We start from the raw sequence: 17166 nt of genomic DNA, 5'->3' as shown, positions 1-17166 counted from the left end.
CTAACGCCACGCCCGGCGTAACCAACCATAGATCCTGTTTGGAAATGAGCCTCAGAGGAATGCCGGTATAGCTGGTGAGCTTCTATGGGCTGTCATTTCTGGGCACTGAGGGTCATTTCCAAAAGGAATACACAATGGAATATCCAGTCATTACAGAAATTGAATTTAATGGAGACAAACTGACGACTGTCCGTGAAGGCGGTGTTGAGTATGTGGCAATGAAGCCTGTTATTGAGGCTATCGGGCTGGACTGGAAATCACAGCATAGAAAATTAATAGCTCAAAAGGGAAAGTATGGGTGTGGTCATATGACCATGCCTTCGCGTGGCGGAGTTCAGGAAATGCTCTGTATCCCCATTCGCAAACTTAACGGCTGGTTATTCAGCATTAACCCCGCAAAAGTACGTGCCGACATTCGCGACAAGCTGATCCAGTATCAAGAGGAATGTTTTGCTGTTCTGCATGACTACTGGACTAAAGGCGTAGCAATCAATCCCCGCAAACAAAGCATCATGGAAGAACTTAACCAGGCTTGTGCGGATATGAAGCATGATAAGCGCATTGCTAGCATGTTCGGCACCGGACTTAATGAGTGGAAGAGTGTGAAAGCGGGGCATGTATCAAAGATCAAATCACTGGTTCAGGAAGCCAATGAGCTGATTTGTTACGTGCTGGCTGAAACAGGGAAAGGGAAGGTAACCCGAACATGACCAACGGCGAGAAACAGCAACTGGAAACTATCTGCCGTTATTTGAAGGATGGTTTCCAGTATTTGAATTGTGGCCGGATATCTATTGGCCTATCGAATGTTGAGAAGGCTGAGGTCCTTCTCGATGTTCTACTAGCGACGGAAGATCAGAATCAGGCAAAGAAATAAGCAAAATCCGCGTGAAATTAGAAACCTAAAATTGAGAGCCACTTTCACAACGGCTCTCAATTTATAAAACTCTGCAAAATGTGCTGATTAAGTGCCTTTGACAGAATCTTATAGATGTTTGCAATCATGTCGGTCTCACCATTACTGAGCGGGAGACTTTACCAACCAGTGGAATATTCTGTTATGGCTAATTCAGACACACAAATGAAGCGGCCATATCCGCCATTGTCATTCGTCAATGAGTTCAGACCGCACATTGAATTAGTCCCCGCCACTGAAGTTCTTGAGTGGGTTAACAGCCAAATACTCAGTGACGAAGGCGAGCTACACAATCCCGACCACGGACACTTAATTGACGCTGACATAAAAATCATGTGGGCATCATCTGCGTTTGAAAAGCAGGGTCGCACTGTTCTTGGTCAAGCTGAGCAGGTAGCAATGAGAGCTGGCGGCTGGCAAAAAGCCCGAATGGAACAGCAGATGTACGAATGGTTCGGCGATGTACCGACATTCATCATTACCCTGGCTGCTGATTATTGCGCTCAATGTTCTGACCTCCAGTTCTGTGCGCTGATAGAACATGAGCTTTATCACATCAGTCACGCAAAGGACGAATTCGGAGCACCCAAGTTCAACAAAGAAGGGCAACCGACATTGAAACTGCGCGGACATGACGTTGAAGAGTTTGTCGGTGTAGTTCGCAGATATGGTGCGAGCATTGAAGTACAGGAAATGATTGATGCGGCAAACAAACCTGCTGAGGTAGCCCATCTTAACGTTGCCAGGGCGTGTGGAACATGCCTGCTGAAACTGGCCTGATTAGTTACATTACGTTAGTCATGGAGGATGCCAATGGCTGCACTAAAACCAGAGGTCAAAGCCTTCATAGTTCAAGCCTTGGCCTGCTATGACACACCATCGCAAGTGGTCGCGCAGGTGAAACAAGAATTCAACCTCACCTTGACTCTTCAGCAGGTTTCTTCATACGACCCGACAAAGGCCATCGCGAAGAATCTGGGGCAGAAATGGATAGACCTTTTCAACTCAACTCGCACTCGATTTCAAACCGAAATATCTGATATTCCAATCGCTAATAAAGCGTACCGGCTCCGCGCCTTGAATCGTATGGCGGCGAGCACTGAAAAAATGAAGAACTTCGGAATGACAGCCCAGCTAATGGAGCAGGCGGCCAAAGAAGTTGGCGATGCCTATACCAACCGCCAGAAGGTAGATCACACGTCATCTGACGGCAGTATGGCACCAAAGCCAACAACAATCAGATTGGTAGGGGTCGAGCCATTAAATGGAAAGCCAAGTTGATCTCCAAATCCCCGCTAAGTTAGTACCTGTATTCGCCACTGAAGGCGTTCGTTACCGTGGCGCATACGGCGGGCGTGGTTCCGCGAAGACACGCACATTTGCGTTGATGACTGCGATTAAGGCTTACCAGGCAGCCGAGTCAGGCATAAGCGGCGTTATTCTCTGCGCTCGCGAGTATATGAACTCGCTCGAAGAGTCCTCTATGGAAGAGGTGAAGCAGGCAATCCGCTCCGTTCCATGGCTGGATGATTACTTCGACATTGGCGAGAAATACATTCGTACCAAAAACAGGTGCGTGAGTTACGTGTTCTGCGGCCTGCGCCATAACCTAGACAGCATTAAATCCAAGGCCCGTATATTGGTAGCCTGGGTAGATGAAGCTGAGTCTGTATCGGACATCGCCTGGAAAAAGCTCCGCCCCACCGTACGTGAGAATAATTCTGAAATCTGGGTAACGTGGAACCCAGAGAAAGACGGCAGCGCGACCGATAAACGCTACCGGAAAACTCCGCCAAAAAATTCAATGATTGTCGAAATGAACTACAGCGACAATCCGTGGTTCCCTGACGTTCTTGAAGAGGAGCGTCTCGAAGATTTAGCTACCCTGGACTATGCCGATTACGCGTGGATATGGGAAGGCGCTTACCTTGAAAACTCTGACAAGCAAGTGCTGGCGAACAAGTACGTCGTCCAAAGCTTTGCTGATGACCTGTGGGAGCAATCAGAACGACTACTGTTCGGTGCTGACTTTGGCTTTGCGAAAGACCCTAGCACGCTTATCCGCATGTTTATCCTCAACAGCAATCTGTACATCGAATACGAGGCTTACGGTCACGGCGTCGAGCTGGATGATATGTGGAAATTCTACGCTGGCGTTGATGGTGCCAAACCTAAGCAGCTTGAAGAGTGGAAGGTCACTGACGAGGCGAAGTTCCCTGGTATACCACAGGCTCGCAAGTGGCCCATCAAGGCTGATAACTCACGGCCTGAGACTATCAGCCACATCAAGACGCAAGGCTTCAACATTGCCGCTGCTCAGAAGTGGGCCGGTAGCGTTGAGGACGGAATAACCTGCCTTCGTGGGTTTAAGCAGATCATCATCCATCCTCGCTGCAAAGAGACAGCAAAAGAGGCCAGGCTGTATTCGTACAAAACAGACCGGACTACTGGCGAAGTGTTGCCAGTGATCGAGGACAAGAACAACCACTGCTGGGATGGTGTTCGTTACGGTTTAGATGGATATATAAAACATAAGCCGCAGTCTATGGGCATGATGATTCCGAAGCGACTAATGGGTAGATAAACTGAAAATGAGGTGTAACTCAATTCCCGCTTGCGGGTTAGATGGGTAGAGTAATGCATCAACTGGTTAACGCCAGCAGGTTAGGCATGATGCTTTTGCCGATCCTGAGTGCTGGTTCGAGTCCAGTCACCTCACCAATCCAATAAGGTCGCTCAGGCGGCCTTTTTATTGCTTAACAACCAACGAATGGAAACAGCATGACAGACAAATTACAGCTTGCTGTTAACCATGCATTGCAGATTAACAGCGCAATCAGTGATTCAGCCATGGCTCGCGCTCGTATGGGACTACTCAATACTGGTATGGGCCTTGACGCCAAACGTGCTAACGCATGGTGTGAGTACGGATTCAAAGAGGAATTAACCTTTGATGATCTGTACAAGCTCTACCGCCGTGGTGGTATCGCCCATGGCGCGGTAAACAAGCTTGTTGGTACATGCTGGCTGAGTAATCCAGAAATTATAGAGGGTGAGAAAAAGGACGAATCAGGCGCTGTAACTCCGTGGGAAAAAAGCCTTAAAGCCGTATTCAATAATCGCCTGTGGCAACAATTCGCTGATGCTGACATACGTCGCTTGGTTGGGCGCTATTCGGGGATTTTGCTTCATGTCCGCGATAGTGGTGCCTGGAATACGCCAGTAGTCAAAGGACGCGGGTTAGAGAAGCTAACGCCTGTATGGGCAGGTTCATTAGTTCCGGCTGAGTGGGATACTGACCTTAATTCCACCTCATACGGCAATCCGAAGATGTGGCAATACACCGAAATGCTCCCTAACGGGGCAAGTCGGCGTGTGAGGATTCACCCTGACCGCGTTTTCATCTTGGGTGATTACAGTCGTGACGCTATCGGATTCCTTGAGCCTGCATATAACGCCTTTGTTAGCTTAGAAAAGGTTGAGGGTGGGTCTGGTGAGTCATTCCTCAAGAACGCAGCAAGGCAGCTTAATCTCAACTTCGAAAAAGAAATTAACTTTAGCAATCTCGCTTCCCTGTATGGGGTAAGTGTTGATGAGCTTCAGGATAAGTTTAACGAAGCGGCCACTGAGATTAATCGCGGGAATGATGTTCTTTTGACGACGCAGGGTGCGAGTGTAACGCCGCTTGTTACCGCAGTTGCTGACCCTGAACCGACCTATAACGTCAATCTACAAACTGCTTCATCTGCTGTTGATATCCCTGCGCGAATCTTGGCTATGTCACAAACAGGTGAGCGGGCCAGCACAGAAGATAATCGTTACTTCAACACGCGATGCCAATCCCGCCGTAATCGCGCTCTGTCATTTGATATCGAGGATTTCTGCAACAAGTTAATCGACCTTGGCATCATTGATTCAGTTTCAATGAAAACGGTTATCTGGGATGAACTGAACGAGCAAACAGCATCTGAGAAATTGGACAGCGCTGTGAAGATGTCTCAAATCAATAGCACATCAATGTCAACCGGCGAGGCGGTATTTAGTGGTGAAGAGATTCGCGTTGCGGCAGGTTACGAGCCGGATGGTATAGAACCATTAGGAGAGACTGACGATGGCCGCGAAACCGAAACCGGCGATAATACCGAAGAATAAGAGTGACCCGACCGGGTTAAGTTCTTTAGAGCGAAAGGCGATGGCTGATTTTGCCAGGCGGCTAAAGAAGGTTCAGAAAGCATACACCGACGCACTTGATAGATTCCCCGCCTCACCCGCAGTCAATCGCAGATATGAATACCAACTCGACCCGCTACTACTCAACATCGTGCTGAACGATGCGAGTGTTCTCGTCGATGCTGTTCTATTGGAAGGCGGACAAAACTATCTGTGGTTTTCTGAGGATTATGTCGAGCCTGCTGCGATACGAGGTACAAATCAGGCATACGTCAACCTTAGCCAGCAATCAGCAACATACGCCGCCAGTCGCGAATCTCTGCAAGCCATTCTATTAAGTACTCCGTACCAGCGCCGCATGGCTCTGACTTATGCGCGAGTATTTGAAGAGATGAAGGGGTTTACAGCTAAAACCAAGCAGCAAATGGCTAGAGTTCTCACCGATGGAATAGGGCGAGGACTTAATCCGAGAGAGGTTAGACGTAACCTGCGTGACCAAGTCGGTATTGAAACGCGGCGAGCTAATCGCATAGCGCAAACAGAAATACCAGGCGCATTGAGGCGGGCGAGATGGGAAGAGGCAGAAGATGCGCAGAGCCTTGGACTGAAAACAATGCTCGTTCATATCTCTGCATTATTGCCTACCACACGCAGGACACACGCAGCACGGCATTCACATCTGTACACCGTCGAAGAGGTTCGCGACTGGTACTCCATTAACGGTAACTCAATCAACTGCCATTGCAGCCAGGTTGAAACGCTGGTTGACGACAAAGGTAAGCCGTTAGCCCCTTCAATTATCGAAAAGCTCAAAGAGGAACGAAAAAAAATGGCTGAACGAGGCTATCCGTGGGCTGAGGAATAAATCATGTCAATTCAGGTAAACATCACCACAAGGGTGAATAACAAATCAATTCGTCGTGAGAAATACAACGGCAAAGAGCACTGGGTTTTGCCGAGTTACACACTTCCAGCAAATGTGGTCATGAATGGCGGTCTGTACACATCAGAACAGATTGACGCTCATTATTCTGGGCTTGAGGGGACATTAGCGCCGCTCGGGCATCCAGAGGTTAATGGTGCTTTCGTCTCAGCATTCAGTGCTGAAGGTATTAACCAGGGTCACATTGGTGCATGGAACCGCAACGTTAAGAAATCAGGCAACCGCATCTATGTAGAGAAATGGGTTGATGTTGAGGTCGCCAGCCGATCTGAAGGTGGTCGCGAATTACTGGCGCGGGTAGAAGCTATCGAACGAGGTGAGGATGTCCCGCCAATTCACAGCAGCGTTGCCGCGTTCCTTAATGAACTTGAGCCGAATGAGCAGCAGCGTGCGCTGGGGGCTAACTGGGTGGCGGATATTGTTCGCATGGATCACGACGCAATCCTGCTTCATGAGATCGGGGCCGCAACTCCAGAGCAAGGTGTTGGCCTCATGGTTAACGCTGACCTGGCAACGCCATTACAGGCTAATTCTGGTGCGCTGATTGGCGAGTCGTTTCGTGAACGTGAGCGCCGGTTAGAGAAAGCCGCAAAGGACCGGTTTGCACCTGGAGATAACGACTACGCATGGATTGCTGACTTCACAGATTCTCAGGCAGTCATCATCAAGAACGGCGGCGACGCACAAGTCTACGGCTACAAATCTGAAGGTGGGAAAATTACTTTTTCCGACACAGGAACAGCGGTAACCCGTCAAGAGTCATGGGTTTCCATAATCGCAAACAAAGTTAAATCCCTTTTTACTCCGCAGGATTCACCTGCAAACAATAGCAATAATACGGAGGGCGACATGCCTTTAACCAAAGAAGAAATGGAACAAATCGGCAGCATGATTGGTGAGGCTGTGGCTACCAATACAGAAAAGGCATTGAAGCCACTTTCTGACAAGGTTGATGCGCTACAAGCTAACCACAAAGCGCTATCAGACACACTGACCGCTAACTCACGCGCAGAAGAAGTAACAAAGCGTGCTGAAGTAGCAAAAGTTCACGGTGAAATTGTGGCTAACGCGCTGTCTGGCGAAGCTCTGGATGCAATGTTTAAGTCGCTCGGCAAAGCGGCCCCGCTGGGTACCAACTCAGCACAAACTCAGGTGGAAACCGGAGCGCCAGATCCAGCAACCCATTTCGGAGGTGCTAAATAATGACTCGTTATCGTCGCGTTAATATTGACGGTGATTCCCTGTTCAAAACGGAAACCCGTAAAACCGCCGCCGCATTTTATCCCGGCACTTTTGTTGTGATCAACGGTAGCAAACTGTTTGCACAGGCTACTACTCCTGTTGGCCGCATGTACGTGCTGGATAATGCATACCATGAAGGTCTGGGCATCACTGATCAGATCCCTTCCGGCCACTCCGCAATTGGTAACTACCTGGAAGAGGGGCGCGAGTTTGCTGTGCGTGTTGCGGCAGGAACTTACACCAAAGACCAGCCGATCACCGTTGTTGCAGGATTGGCTGCTGCTGTCCCCGCCGCTGCTGGCACATACAAAATTATTGGCTATTGCCAAGATGCCGTAGTTACTGCGGCAGTTGATTTTATCCGCATCCGCGTTCGCGCTGACAGCGTAACTGTATCCTAAGGAGAATCAGATGTATTTTGATGCTAATACGCTGGCTACGAATAGCCGACTGCGCGGTCACTGGAATGAATTGTGGGCTAACCGCAATATGTTCGATGCGCAACACCGTGGCATGGTTGCCGCTAACCAGAGCTTAATGACGCCAGAAATGCTGGCTGCAAACGCACTGCTTGGTGATGGTTTGGGCCGTGATTTCTGGGCTGAAATTGACCGTCAAATTATTCAGTTGCGCGACCAAGAAACCGGTATGGAAATTGTCACTGATCTGATGGGGATCCAGACCGTTCTCCCTATTGGGAAAACCGCGAAACTGTACAACATGGTTGGTGATATCGCTGATGATGTATCTATCAGCCTGGATGGGCAGCCGCCATATTCATTCGATCACACTGAATATTCCAGTGATGGTGACCCGATCCCGGTGTTCACTGCTGGTTACGGTGTTAACTGGCGTTTGGCTGCTGGGCTAAATACCGTTGGTATCGATTTGGTCCTCGATTCTCAAGCGGCAAAACTGCGCAAGTTTAATAAACGTATCGTCTCCTATGTTCTGGACGGTGATAGCACTATTCAGGTGCAGAACTATCCGGCGCAGGGTATGCGCAACCACCGCAACACCATTAAGCTGAACCTTGGCGCAGGAGCTGGCGGTGCAAACATTGACCTGACCACTGCTGCACAAGCTGATATTGCTGCGTTCTTCACGTCTGGAGCATTCGGTCAAACCGCGCGCAATAACTTCGTTGAAGCCTACGACGTCCTGTGGGTATCTCCGCAGATTTGGGCCAACTTGATGAAGCCTGCAACGGTAACCATCGGCGGCAACACTCTGCTGTCAGGTGGTACTGTTCTAAGCGTTATCACTGGTTTCATTCCGGCGCGTGCAGTTCGTCAAACCTTCGCATTGTCAGGCAATGAGTTTATTGCTTACCAGCGCCGTCAGGATGTCATTTCGCCGCTGGTTGGTATGGCTACTGGCGTTGTTCCTCTGCCGCGTCCTATGCCGCAGTCAAACTGGAACTTCCAGATCATGGCAGCGATGGGCTTGCAGATTAAGCGAGATAGTGAGGGCAAGTCAGGCGTGCTTTACGGCGCTAATCTGGCTTAAGAGGTGGCTCATGCCAAAGTACGAAGTAGTTAGAGCGTGGAATGGGGTCGTTGTTGGTGATGTAATTGATTTGGATAGCTTGCACCCTGCATTGCAGAGTCACGTTAGAAAGGTCGGCGGTGAAGGTGAGTTATCACCAGCAACGCCAGGGGCCAAATCACCCAAACCAGGCAAGCAGAAAAAAGAAGACGAATAAGCCGCCATATTTGAGCGGCTTTTTTAATGCCCTCTTCGGAGGGTTTTTATTCTGGAGTGAGTCATGGTGACCCTCGAGCAGGCCAAACAGTATCTGGAGACGGTTGGTATCACTCTTCCAGACTTCATTTTACAGGCGCTTATTGAGCAGGTTAATAGCATTCAGGAATGCCTGGATGAACATTACCCAGCATCAACAGCGCTACTTATTCAGCTCTACCTGCTCGGATTGATGGGGCTGGGGCAGGGCGATAAATACATCAGCTCTCAAACAGCCCCGTCTGGTGCGTCGCGCTCGTTTCGATATCAATCATTCGCTGACCGGTGGAATGGCTCTCTCTCATTACTAAGAGGCCTTGATAAGCATGGTTGCGCCGCTGCCATAACGCCACCTAACCCAAACAATACAGCGTTTGCTGGGGTTTGGATTGGCAAGGGCGGCTGCATGTGCGGGAGTAAGTAATGGGTTGGATATCTGTCACTGACCGATTGCCGAAGCCACTTATTCGCGTTTGGGTGCTAACCGATAGCGGCAAACAGACTACGGCTTACATCAGGAAAGGCGGCGAGTGGTTTCTATTTTGCCGGAAGATTGCGGCGGAGAAGCCCACAATCGTGAAGTGGAGAGGGTAAGTGTGATGGAAAGAATAACCGCGCTAAATGTGAATGTTGTGTACAGAGTCGATGGCGAAGTTCGCGTGTTTAATAAAAAGGTTGTTGCCGCGCTTGTCATTGAACGTTACCTGAAACTTGAATCAGGCGATACCGTTGGGCTGTTTGTTCCTGTCGGCAATGGACAGCAAGTAAACGCGCTCAATATTGAATGGTTTGAGATTGAGCGAGTAGCCGCGCCGTAGGAGGTAGCTATGTCATCACTAGCCTCATGGTCATACACAGCTGAAGCCACTGTTTGGCCCATTACTGGGACGGATAAGTGGAACAAGCCTACCTATGGCGCACCGGTTGTTATTGATTGTGACTATGGCAGCCGAAGTAAACGTAAATCTAACGTGATAGGCAACGAAATCTCCGTCAAGTTGTACTTCTGGACTGAGTATGCAGATGCGAAAGAGGGCGACATGATAGCCATCGGTGCTTATGCAGATTTAGCCCCTATCGCAGATGCTGACTCAATTATTGCCGTTGGCAGAGATGCTGACACTTTCGAACGCCTGATTGACGATTACGAATTGGCTACCGGGGTTTGATATGGCAAAGGTCAAGGTAACTGGCATTCGTGAGTCACAAAGACAGCTTGCTGTATTGGTTGGCGAGATTAAGGGGCGAAAAGCAACTAGGGCTATCCAGTCAGCAATGATAATTGGCAGTTCCCTGGCTGCGCTTTATACCCCGATTGATACCTCAACGCTCATCAATAGCCAATTTCGAGAATTAATTGTGAAAGGCACTCGATTAACTGGACGGGTGGGTTACTCGGCAAATTATGCCATGTATGTGCATGACCCTACTGTAAAGCAAGTTTTCCGTCGCTCTACTGCAAAAAAGGAATTCTTGAAAGATGGATTTCGTGAGTCCAAAGAACAAATTGACGCCGCAGTCAAAAAGGAAATGTCCCTATGACGATATTTGAAAAGGTATCTGATTGGCTGGAGTCAGCCGGGTTGACTGATGGTTATAAGGTGCAGCTTGCATACTGGGAAGAGCAGAAAACTGACACTGGCGCAATGAAATACATAGTTGTGCAACCAGATGGAGGCACAGCGCGGTATCGATGCTTAGGTGCTTACGATTATGTGCTGGTTAACATTATCAGCGCTAAGAATGACCCGGCACCGGCGATCACCCAGGCGCAGACAATTATGGAGTTCGTCACTAATAACTCCGATGACGATGCGCTCAACTTTATTGCCAACACTGGCGGATTCCCAACTCCAATCCCCACCGAAGAGGGCCGAACTATTATCCGGCTTCGCTTCGAAATCATATCCTGATTTTCCCTGGCGGCCTCTGGGCCGTTTTTTATTTCAATTCCATAAGAGGCTATACAATGGAAGGATGTAACGATTCCGGCTTACTGGTCGGTAAAAACGTCGTTCTCGAAGTTGCGCTAGGGTGTGCTGACACCGTACCGACCGAACAGGACTGGAAAGCGCTTGCGGCCGGCACGTCTAAGACTGCTGACTTATCGCCGAACACGGTAACCTCTGACGCAGATGATAAGGGCGCTTGGGTTGAAAGTGCGGTGACCAACGCTGATATCACTATCTCTTTTGAGGGGGAGGTCAGAAAGAAAGACTCTCTCGACCAATTCGGCTTTGGCAAATTCTTTAAATATTTTGTCGATGAAGTGAATGCAAAGCGCCAGCCTACTTTATGGGTGCGTGTTGTTATTGGGCCGATTGAATTTGTTGGTTATATGGTTACTACCGCCCTGAGCACTGATGGCGGCACTAACGATATTGTAACTTTCTCAACTGAGTTCAAGGTTTCCGATGGTGATACTGTAGAAGTTACGCTTATTGACACTGTACCGGTTACTGGCGTGACGTTAACCCCAACTACAAGCACTGGTGCGGCAGGTGGTTCTAGCACCTTTACTGTCACAGTGCTGCCTTCTGGCGCGACTAATAAAGCATTCGATGTGGCAACAACTGATGCAACCAAGGCAACGGCGGCGGCAGTCGGTAATGTTGTGACAGTTACCCGCGTTGCTACCGGATCCGCCCAAATCGTCATTTCTACCGAAGATGGCAACTTCGTCGCAACCCATACGGCTACTGTTACCGCGTAGTTATTCCAAAGGGCGGCGAGTGTCGCCCTTGATAATGACTATGGAGAATCCTATGAACCCAATGGTAGAGATAGGAGAGATATTAATCTCCGACAGATATACCGATTACTTTTTTCGTCCATCTTTCACGTCCATGTCTCGCATTGGAAGCCCTGTAGATATTGTTGAGGCCTATGCCAATCTAAACGGCTATGAGGTCTCTCAAGTGATAGCCATGGCGCAGGATAGCTATGGGAAAACACCCGAATGGCTCATTAAAACACTGCGCAAGCCAGCCTATGGAAGAAAGATTTTATCCACTGCTATGCACGTGATGCAGTCATGTTGTGATGAAGATGTCACCCCGTTAATCGGTGAGTGGAGAGTGGGTAAAAAAGGTGTGATATATCATCGCGGAAGCATGTCTACCGGTGAAATAATTCTGATAGCCCACACGCTAATTGAGCATGGCGTGATGGGTAAGGCAAAAATAAGAAAGCCTCAACGAGCTGAAACTAATAGTTACGTTAACGAGTTCCGGGCTATTGAATACATCAACTCAGCAAGGATTCATTTTGGAATAAGTCGAGCAGAGGCAGAGCTGTTAACAATGACTGAGTTTCAGTTAATGCTTAACGCCAAATACCCAGATCAGAAAGGATTTACACGGGAAGAATACGACACTGTTCGCGATGATTACTTTAAGCGGCGAGAAGAAAGAATAGCCGCAGAAAAAGCCAAGAAAGCAGCATAATATATCCCACCGTTTTGCGTTGCCTTGCACCATCTCCCTGCTATCATGTAACGAACCGTTATGGATAGAGCGCAAAAAATGGCAAAAATTAAGGTTCATGCTGCCAACTTTCCCTATGAGGAAATGAGCATTACGTCAGGAAGTCTTTTTATAAAAACGAAATGGTACCAGGTGTCTGGAGACATTGTACTTCCTACAGACGTAATTACTGTTGAAGTCGCCTCAGAGGATAGCGTCAAGAAAGTCGGTGGTGCTATGGGATGGGGTGTTATTGGTGGGGTGTTAATGGGACCTGTAGGATTAATTGCAGGAGTTTTGCTTGGTGGTAATAAAAAAGATGTTACATTTATTGCTGAGTTGTCTGGTGAAAGAAAATTCATGGCAACCACAGATTCAAAAACATTTATTTCATTTCAATCTAGAAGCCTAAAGTTATAGTTCTAATTAACCATCCAATAATCCTCGCTAATGCGGGGTTTTTTATTACCTAAATCTCACCCTATAACCAGACCCCGCCTAGTGCGGGTTTTTTATTGCCCGGAGAATAGAATGGCTAGCGACAATCAGGTCGGCAATATCGTTTATCAGGTTGAGATGGAAGTCGGCAAGCTGATCACTTCCCAGCAGCAAGTGAATAACCGCCTTGATCAGATGGAGGGGAAGTTCAATTCAACAGCAAAATCTGTAGACCGGGCGGAGAAATCATTTCTTTCATTAAGCCGTGTTGCTACCGCACTATCAGCGGCTATTTCTGTTCAGCAAATAGCTGCATATGGTAATGCGTGGGTTACTGTCAGCAACAAGCTGGTAAACGCAGTAAGGGCTAATGAAGATTTATTCACCGTAACCAATCGTGTATTTGATATTTCTCAGGATACACGCGCCGGTCTTGAGGCAACCGCCACACTATACGGGCGACTGGAAAGGGCCACGAGAAGTGCGGGAACCAGTACGGCAGACCTAGCCAAATTAACAACCACGATTAACAAAGGGCTGGTAGTTTCTGGCGCAACAGCAGAAGAAGCTAGCTCGACCATGATCCAGCTCTCGCAAGCATTAGCCTCTGGCGTACTACGTGGGGAAGAGTTCAATTCCATTTCAGAGAACGGCAGCCGGTTGGCTGTGGCTCTGGCTGATTCTCTCGGTGTTACAGTTGGCCAGCTCCGAGCGATGGCGGCTGAAGGTAAGTTAACAACCGATGTTGTTGTTAATGGGTTGCTGAAACAAAGCGATGCGATTGCCAAAGAGTTCGGAAATACCGTTCTCACTATGGGTCAGGCATTTACAGTTGCCTCTAATAACATCACCAAGTTTATCGGTGAGTCATCATCGGTTAATACTGCTCTAAATATTTTCAACCAGGGTGTGATCGCTCTCAGCGAGAACCTTGGGACAATTGCCAATATTATCGGTGTTGTTGCTGCTGTAGTGGGTTCCAGATATGTATCTGCACTAGTTCTGGCGACATCATCACAAGTCAGGTTGGCGGCTACCGCCTATGCAGCAGCATCCGCGCAAGGCGCTCTAGCAGTTGCCGCAAAGGTTGCCAGTGGAGCGCTGGCTCTGGTAGGTGGGCCGGTAGGATTAGCTACCTTGGCAGCCGCTGCAATATTTTATTTCTATCAGTCGTCAGTTCAAGCCAGAGAAGAATCAATTAAGTTCGCTGATTCCCTGGATGGTGTTATTGGCAAAATGAAAGAAATGAGCGCCGTACAATTACGCGCCACTATTGCTGAAACTAACCAATCATTAACCGCCCAAACAGAGAATGCCTCCAAGCTTTCATTGGAACTGGCCGAGTTAAAAAACCAGCTATATAACGCTAATTCAGCCATGGAGAACTCCACAGCAGGATCTTGGGCATATAGCAATGCACAGGCCAAGGCCAGAGAACTTACGGATGAGGTCGCCAAAAAGTCGGCAGAGTATGAGAGCGCACAAAATAAATTGACCTCAACTCAATCAAACCTATCGATCATTACCGAGCAGTACGTCACAACGATGCGGAACAATGCTACTGCGACTGACGTGGCAATAGAAAAAGGTGGCGTTCTTGCTGGAATACAAAATAAAGTTGCCAGCGCTTTTGGCGTCTCAACAGATGCAGTAACTGGATATAACAAAGCCGTATCACTAACGAAGCCTCTTAGTGATGACTCGCAAAAGCTAATTAAGGCGGCGGAGCGTCGCGTTGCATTAGCGAAAGCAGAGGGCACTGAAAGGGCAAAGCTTCAGGCTCAATACGCTGCTGAAGACGCTGGAGTCACTGACGACAGGGCCATTAAAAGAACACAAGATTTAGCGGTTGAAGAATACAATTTAGGCGAAGCAAAAAAGAATACCAAGAAAGAAACTGCCGCAGCAGCTAAGGAAGAAACCGCCGCCGAAGCAGCAGAGAAGCGCCGTGTTAAATCATTGCAGGATTTAAGCAATGAAATGGCAGTTGCTGAATTGCAGGCTAAGGGGTTAAGAAAGGAAGCGGCTCAGTTAGCAGCAGTGCAAGAGTTGGGTGCTAGCGCATCACCGAAACAAGTTGAGGCAGCAAGAAAACAAGCAGGACAAATCTTTGAAATAGAGCGGCAGAAGAAGGACAGGAGTGCCGCTCTTGCACAAGAAACCAACACTAACCTTACTAGAATTCGCGATGAGGACTTAGCGCAGGCCAAACGCCAGTTAGACCTCAAACTGATAGATGAGGATACCTACAAGCAGAGGAGGCTACAGATTGCTGGCGAATACGCTAGCAAGATAGCAGAAGCTAATGCTAAATCAGTAGTAACGCCTCAGCAGGAGAATTTAGCCAAAATTGATCCTATTCAAGCGTTGGCAAATGAGCACGCCAAGAAGCTGGCACTAATCCAACAGTTTGAAACGCAGAAGGGCGTGATAACAGCTAATGGGTTGGCGTTAATGAATGCTGCGAATACCCAGTACGAGCAGGCAAGGATAGCGGCCCAATGGGAAATATTCCGTAATCAAAGCGTAGGAAATGAGTCTCTGGCAGCAGCATTTGATTCGCTGGCTGGTAATGCGTCAAATGCGTTTACTGGAATCATTACCCAAAGCATGACGGCAGAGGAGGCAATGAGTTCTCTTGCTAGCAATGCCCTTAATAGCCTGATTAATGGTTTTGTTCAGATGGGCATTGAGTGGGTTAAGTCTGCAATTACTGGATCTACAGCTCAAGTTGCAGCCACAGCCACGACAACTGCAGCGGCCGTAGCAGGAACCGCGACAACCACGGCAGCGAGTGTATCTTCAGCAGCAGCAACAACCACAGCATGGACTCCAGCAGCTATCGTTGCTTCCATAGGGTCATTTGGTGGGGCCGCCGCTATCGGTATCGGTGCTGTTGTAGCAGCAATGGCGTTAAGTGGAAGTTTATCCGGTAAACGGAAGAATGGTGGACCGGTTAGCGCTGGCAGCATGTACCAAGTCGGTGAGGGAGGTATGCCTGAGATTTACCAAGCGGGTACCGGCAAGCAGTACATGATCCCAGGCGACAATGGCAAGGTAATAAGCAACAAGGATATGCAAGGTAGCGGTTCTGCTCCTAACGTTTCCATTCAGTTTATCGACCAATCCACAGGTAGAAAATCATTCGATGCCCAGTCATCAATGAGCGGAAACAATCTCACCGTTACCGCGTTCATTTCTGACCTTGAAGAAGGTGGCCCAATGTCCCAATCAATCACCAGAAACACCACGGCGTCAAGGAGAGCTAACGGATGATTATCGAATATCCTGACTGGCTTCCACTTGCGCAAAAATCTGGTAAGAACATAACCAAAGATACAGGGTTCAGGACAGACCAGCCCACGGTTGGCGCGCCAATCTTCCAGAAATTGACCGATGATTTAAAAGCGTCGTTTTCGGTTACGTTTATCTGCACTACTGCTCAGCACAGGGCTTTTTACCAGTGGCTAAGAAGCCCTAATTACCTTGATAACTGTAATCGCTGGTTTCGGCTAAAAGTTTCTACCGGTACTGGTGATTCAGGAGTTGAAGAGCAAGTATTGCACTTCACTAGCTACCCACAGTTTAACCAGAGCGGCAGTATTTTTACGTGGACTGGAAATGTAGTGGCCAAGCAGATAATCAGTGCTGATGATGACCTTGATGACGTAATTATCGAGCTTCCAGCCCCATGGGGGAGCTGGCTGGATGTCATCGTTACAGAAACATTACCCCGGAGCGAATAATGCCAGGACTAAGAGAGTACCTTTCTCATCGACCTAACCGGGTGATGTATATAACGCTTAAGTTTACACATCCGGTATTCGAACAGGTTCGCCTCGTCGCTGATCAGGTATTTCAAAAAACGCTCGGAGGGGAAGTCTATTCACCCTGCCGGATGGAAGTATCTGAAAGCGAACAAAGCGACATCCCTATCATCCAGTGTGCAGTGAAGCTGAGTCGTGTGGCTCAAGACATAAAGCAAGGACTTAAGGGATGGACAGGAGCACAACGGATGATCCCCATTACGGCTGTATATCAAAAATGGGATTCTATCGACATGACAGTGGCAATTAGTACCTGGTCACTGTTTGTTAAAGATATATCCATGGATGAAAATGACGTAACGGCGACCATCGCGCTTAAAAATCCGATGGTTAACAATGTCGGAAAGCTTTACAACACAACTGATTTCCCAGGGCTAATTAACATCTAATCACTCGACCTTTCTTATCGGCTAATGAGAATAA

At 48.4% G+C, this 17166-nt stretch carries 23 protein-coding genes; all 23 read left to right on the top strand.

Annotated elements, in window-relative coordinates:
* The first annotated feature begins 134 nt into the window (after positions 1 to 134).
* A complete protein-coding gene (locus tag A6J67_RS20090; protein WP_080608379.1) occupies positions 135 to 710 on the top strand; it encodes a phage antirepressor N-terminal domain-containing protein in 576 nt (191 codons plus the stop codon).
* Positions 707 to 877 carry a hypothetical protein gene (locus tag A6J67_RS23570; protein WP_192945344.1) on the top strand — a complete coding sequence of 57 codons (171 nt, stop codon included), beginning with the start codon at positions 707 to 709 and terminating at the stop codon, positions 875 to 877. Before A6J67_RS20090 ends, A6J67_RS23570 begins: the two co-directional genes overlap by 4 nt.
* A gap of 204 nt (positions 878 to 1081) precedes the next feature.
* Positions 1082 to 1696: a putative metallopeptidase gene (locus A6J67_RS20085; protein ID WP_050297981.1), complete on the top strand. Its 615-nt coding sequence runs from the start codon at positions 1082 to 1084 to the stop codon at positions 1694 to 1696.
* A gap of 33 nt (positions 1697 to 1729) precedes the next feature.
* On the top strand, positions 1730 to 2197 hold the full coding sequence (locus tag A6J67_RS20080; RefSeq protein WP_080608378.1) for a DUF2280 domain-containing protein: 468 nt from the start codon (positions 1730 to 1732) through the stop codon (positions 2195 to 2197).
* Entirely contained in the window at positions 2181 to 3500 is a 1320-nt protein-coding gene (locus tag A6J67_RS20075; RefSeq protein ID WP_080608377.1) for a PBSX family phage terminase large subunit, read from the top strand. The genes A6J67_RS20080 and A6J67_RS20075 overlap by 17 nt, the downstream gene beginning before the upstream one ends.
* A gap of 197 nt (positions 3501 to 3697) precedes the next feature.
* Positions 3698 to 5068, top strand: coding sequence for an anti-CBASS protein Acb1 family protein (locus A6J67_RS20070; RefSeq protein ID WP_080608376.1), 1371 nt, complete (start codon positions 3698 to 3700; stop codon positions 5066 to 5068).
* On the top strand, positions 5028 to 5951 hold the full coding sequence (locus A6J67_RS20065) for a phage minor head protein (RefSeq protein ID WP_080608375.1): 924 nt from the start codon (positions 5028 to 5030) through the stop codon (positions 5949 to 5951). Before A6J67_RS20070 ends, A6J67_RS20065 begins: the two co-directional genes overlap by 41 nt.
* Positions 5952 to 5954: 3 nt before the next feature.
* Positions 5955 to 7232, top strand: coding sequence for a hypothetical protein (locus A6J67_RS20060; protein WP_080608374.1), 1278 nt, complete (start codon positions 5955 to 5957; stop codon positions 7230 to 7232).
* Positions 7232 to 7672 carry a hypothetical protein gene (locus A6J67_RS20055; protein ID WP_080608373.1) on the top strand — a complete coding sequence of 147 codons (441 nt, stop codon included), beginning with the start codon at positions 7232 to 7234 and terminating at the stop codon, positions 7670 to 7672. The genes A6J67_RS20060 and A6J67_RS20055 overlap by 1 nt, the downstream gene beginning before the upstream one ends.
* 10 nt (positions 7673 to 7682) lie before the next feature.
* On the top strand, positions 7683 to 8780 hold the full coding sequence (locus A6J67_RS20050) for a major capsid protein (RefSeq protein WP_080608372.1): 1098 nt from the start codon (positions 7683 to 7685) through the stop codon (positions 8778 to 8780).
* Between the two features lie 10 nt (positions 8781 to 8790).
* Positions 8791 to 8976, top strand: coding sequence for a hypothetical protein (locus tag A6J67_RS20045; RefSeq protein ID WP_049556430.1), 186 nt, complete (start codon positions 8791 to 8793; stop codon positions 8974 to 8976).
* Between the two features lie 63 nt (positions 8977 to 9039).
* Positions 9040 to 9438, top strand: coding sequence for a hypothetical protein (locus A6J67_RS20040; RefSeq protein ID WP_080608371.1), 399 nt, complete (start codon positions 9040 to 9042; stop codon positions 9436 to 9438).
* The gene (locus tag A6J67_RS20035; protein WP_080608370.1) at positions 9438 to 9608 is read left to right on the top strand and encodes a DUF551 domain-containing protein; all 171 of its coding nucleotides are present in this window, start codon (positions 9438 to 9440) and stop codon (positions 9606 to 9608) included. Before A6J67_RS20040 ends, A6J67_RS20035 begins: the two co-directional genes overlap by 1 nt.
* Positions 9545 to 9832 (top strand): hypothetical protein, encoded by a 288-nt coding sequence (locus A6J67_RS20030; RefSeq protein ID WP_192945375.1) that lies wholly within the window; start codon positions 9545 to 9547, stop codon positions 9830 to 9832. Before A6J67_RS20035 ends, A6J67_RS20030 begins: the two co-directional genes overlap by 64 nt.
* Positions 9833 to 9841: 9 nt before the next feature.
* Complete coding sequence (locus A6J67_RS20025) at positions 9842 to 10183, top strand: hypothetical protein (RefSeq protein ID WP_080608368.1); 342 nt, start codon at positions 9842 to 9844, stop codon at positions 10181 to 10183.
* 1 nt (position 10184) lies between these two features.
* Positions 10185 to 10556: a hypothetical protein gene (locus tag A6J67_RS20020; RefSeq protein ID WP_080608367.1), complete on the top strand. Its 372-nt coding sequence runs from the start codon at positions 10185 to 10187 to the stop codon at positions 10554 to 10556.
* A complete protein-coding gene (locus A6J67_RS20015) occupies positions 10553 to 10927 on the top strand; it encodes a hypothetical protein (RefSeq protein ID WP_077174374.1) in 375 nt (124 codons plus the stop codon). The genes A6J67_RS20020 and A6J67_RS20015 overlap by 4 nt, the downstream gene beginning before the upstream one ends.
* A gap of 56 nt (positions 10928 to 10983) precedes the next feature.
* Positions 10984 to 11727, top strand: a complete 744-nt coding sequence (locus A6J67_RS20010; protein WP_080608366.1) for an Ig-like domain-containing protein — start codon at positions 10984 to 10986, stop codon at positions 11725 to 11727.
* Between the two features lie 52 nt (positions 11728 to 11779).
* The gene (locus tag A6J67_RS20005) at positions 11780 to 12460 is read left to right on the top strand and encodes a DUF6246 family protein (protein WP_080608365.1); all 681 of its coding nucleotides are present in this window, start codon (positions 11780 to 11782) and stop codon (positions 12458 to 12460) included.
* A 78-nt stretch (positions 12461 to 12538) separates the two neighbouring features.
* A complete protein-coding gene (locus A6J67_RS20000) occupies positions 12539 to 12898 on the top strand; it encodes a hypothetical protein (RefSeq protein ID WP_080608364.1) in 360 nt (119 codons plus the stop codon).
* A gap of 111 nt (positions 12899 to 13009) precedes the next feature.
* Positions 13010 to 16192 carry a tape measure protein gene (locus A6J67_RS19995; protein ID WP_192945343.1) on the top strand — a complete coding sequence of 1061 codons (3183 nt, stop codon included), beginning with the start codon at positions 13010 to 13012 and terminating at the stop codon, positions 16190 to 16192.
* Positions 16189 to 16662: a hypothetical protein gene (locus A6J67_RS19990; protein WP_080608362.1), complete on the top strand. Its 474-nt coding sequence runs from the start codon at positions 16189 to 16191 to the stop codon at positions 16660 to 16662. The genes A6J67_RS19995 and A6J67_RS19990 overlap by 4 nt, the downstream gene beginning before the upstream one ends.
* Complete coding sequence (locus A6J67_RS19985; RefSeq protein ID WP_080608361.1) at positions 16662 to 17132, top strand: DUF1833 family protein; 471 nt, start codon at positions 16662 to 16664, stop codon at positions 17130 to 17132. Before A6J67_RS19990 ends, A6J67_RS19985 begins: the two co-directional genes overlap by 1 nt.
* The last annotated feature ends 34 nt before the right edge of the window (positions 17133 to 17166 follow it).

The sequence above is a fragment of the Yersinia sp. FDAARGOS_228 genome, assembly GCF_002073315.2.
GTDB classification, from domain to species: domain Bacteria; phylum Pseudomonadota; class Gammaproteobacteria; order Enterobacterales; family Enterobacteriaceae; genus Yersinia; species Yersinia intermedia.
This window is presented reverse-complemented; position numbering and strand designations above follow the sequence as displayed.

Excerpts from the sequence above, each read along its gene's own strand:
- A6J67_RS20000 (WP_080608364.1), top strand. The coding sequence starts at position 12,539 with ATGGCAAAAATTAAGGTTCATGCTGCCAACTTTCCCTATGAGGAAATG.
- A6J67_RS20045 (WP_049556430.1), top strand. The coding sequence starts at position 8,791 with ATGCCAAAGTACGAAGTAGTTAGAGCGTGGAATGGGGTCGTTGTTGGT.
- A6J67_RS19990 (WP_080608362.1), top strand. The coding sequence starts at position 16,189 with ATGATTATCGAATATCCTGACTGGCTTCCACTTGCGCAAAAATCTGGT.
- A6J67_RS20010 (WP_080608366.1), top strand. The coding sequence starts at position 10,984 with ATGGAAGGATGTAACGATTCCGGCTTACTGGTCGGTAAAAACGTCGTT.
- A6J67_RS20055 (WP_080608373.1), top strand. The coding sequence starts at position 7,232 with ATGACTCGTTATCGTCGCGTTAATATTGACGGTGATTCCCTGTTCAAA.
- A6J67_RS20035 (WP_080608370.1), top strand. The coding sequence starts at position 9,438 with ATGGGTTGGATATCTGTCACTGACCGATTGCCGAAGCCACTTATTCGC.
- A6J67_RS20090 (WP_080608379.1), top strand. The coding sequence starts at position 135 with ATGGAATATCCAGTCATTACAGAAATTGAATTTAATGGAGACAAACTG.
- A6J67_RS20015 (WP_077174374.1), top strand. The coding sequence starts at position 10,553 with ATGACGATATTTGAAAAGGTATCTGATTGGCTGGAGTCAGCCGGGTTG.
- A6J67_RS20005 (WP_080608365.1), top strand. The coding sequence starts at position 11,780 with ATGAACCCAATGGTAGAGATAGGAGAGATATTAATCTCCGACAGATAT.
- A6J67_RS19985 (WP_080608361.1), top strand. The coding sequence starts at position 16,662 with ATGCCAGGACTAAGAGAGTACCTTTCTCATCGACCTAACCGGGTGATG.
- A6J67_RS20025 (WP_080608368.1), top strand. The coding sequence starts at position 9,842 with ATGTCATCACTAGCCTCATGGTCATACACAGCTGAAGCCACTGTTTGG.
- A6J67_RS20080 (WP_080608378.1), top strand. The coding sequence starts at position 1,730 with ATGGCTGCACTAAAACCAGAGGTCAAAGCCTTCATAGTTCAAGCCTTG.
- A6J67_RS20060 (WP_080608374.1), top strand. The coding sequence starts at position 5,955 with ATGTCAATTCAGGTAAACATCACCACAAGGGTGAATAACAAATCAATT.
- A6J67_RS19995 (WP_192945343.1), top strand. The coding sequence starts at position 13,010 with ATGGCTAGCGACAATCAGGTCGGCAATATCGTTTATCAGGTTGAGATG.
- A6J67_RS20065 (WP_080608375.1), top strand. The coding sequence starts at position 5,028 with ATGGCCGCGAAACCGAAACCGGCGATAATACCGAAGAATAAGAGTGAC.
- A6J67_RS20075 (WP_080608377.1), top strand. The coding sequence starts at position 2,181 with ATGGAAAGCCAAGTTGATCTCCAAATCCCCGCTAAGTTAGTACCTGTA.
- A6J67_RS20040 (WP_080608371.1), top strand. The coding sequence starts at position 9,040 with ATGGTGACCCTCGAGCAGGCCAAACAGTATCTGGAGACGGTTGGTATC.
- A6J67_RS20085 (WP_050297981.1), top strand. The coding sequence starts at position 1,082 with ATGAAGCGGCCATATCCGCCATTGTCATTCGTCAATGAGTTCAGACCG.
- A6J67_RS23570 (WP_192945344.1), top strand. The coding sequence starts at position 707 with ATGACCAACGGCGAGAAACAGCAACTGGAAACTATCTGCCGTTATTTG.
- A6J67_RS20050 (WP_080608372.1), top strand. The coding sequence starts at position 7,683 with ATGTATTTTGATGCTAATACGCTGGCTACGAATAGCCGACTGCGCGGT.
- A6J67_RS20070 (WP_080608376.1), top strand. The coding sequence starts at position 3,698 with ATGACAGACAAATTACAGCTTGCTGTTAACCATGCATTGCAGATTAAC.
- A6J67_RS20020 (WP_080608367.1), top strand. The coding sequence starts at position 10,185 with ATGGCAAAGGTCAAGGTAACTGGCATTCGTGAGTCACAAAGACAGCTT.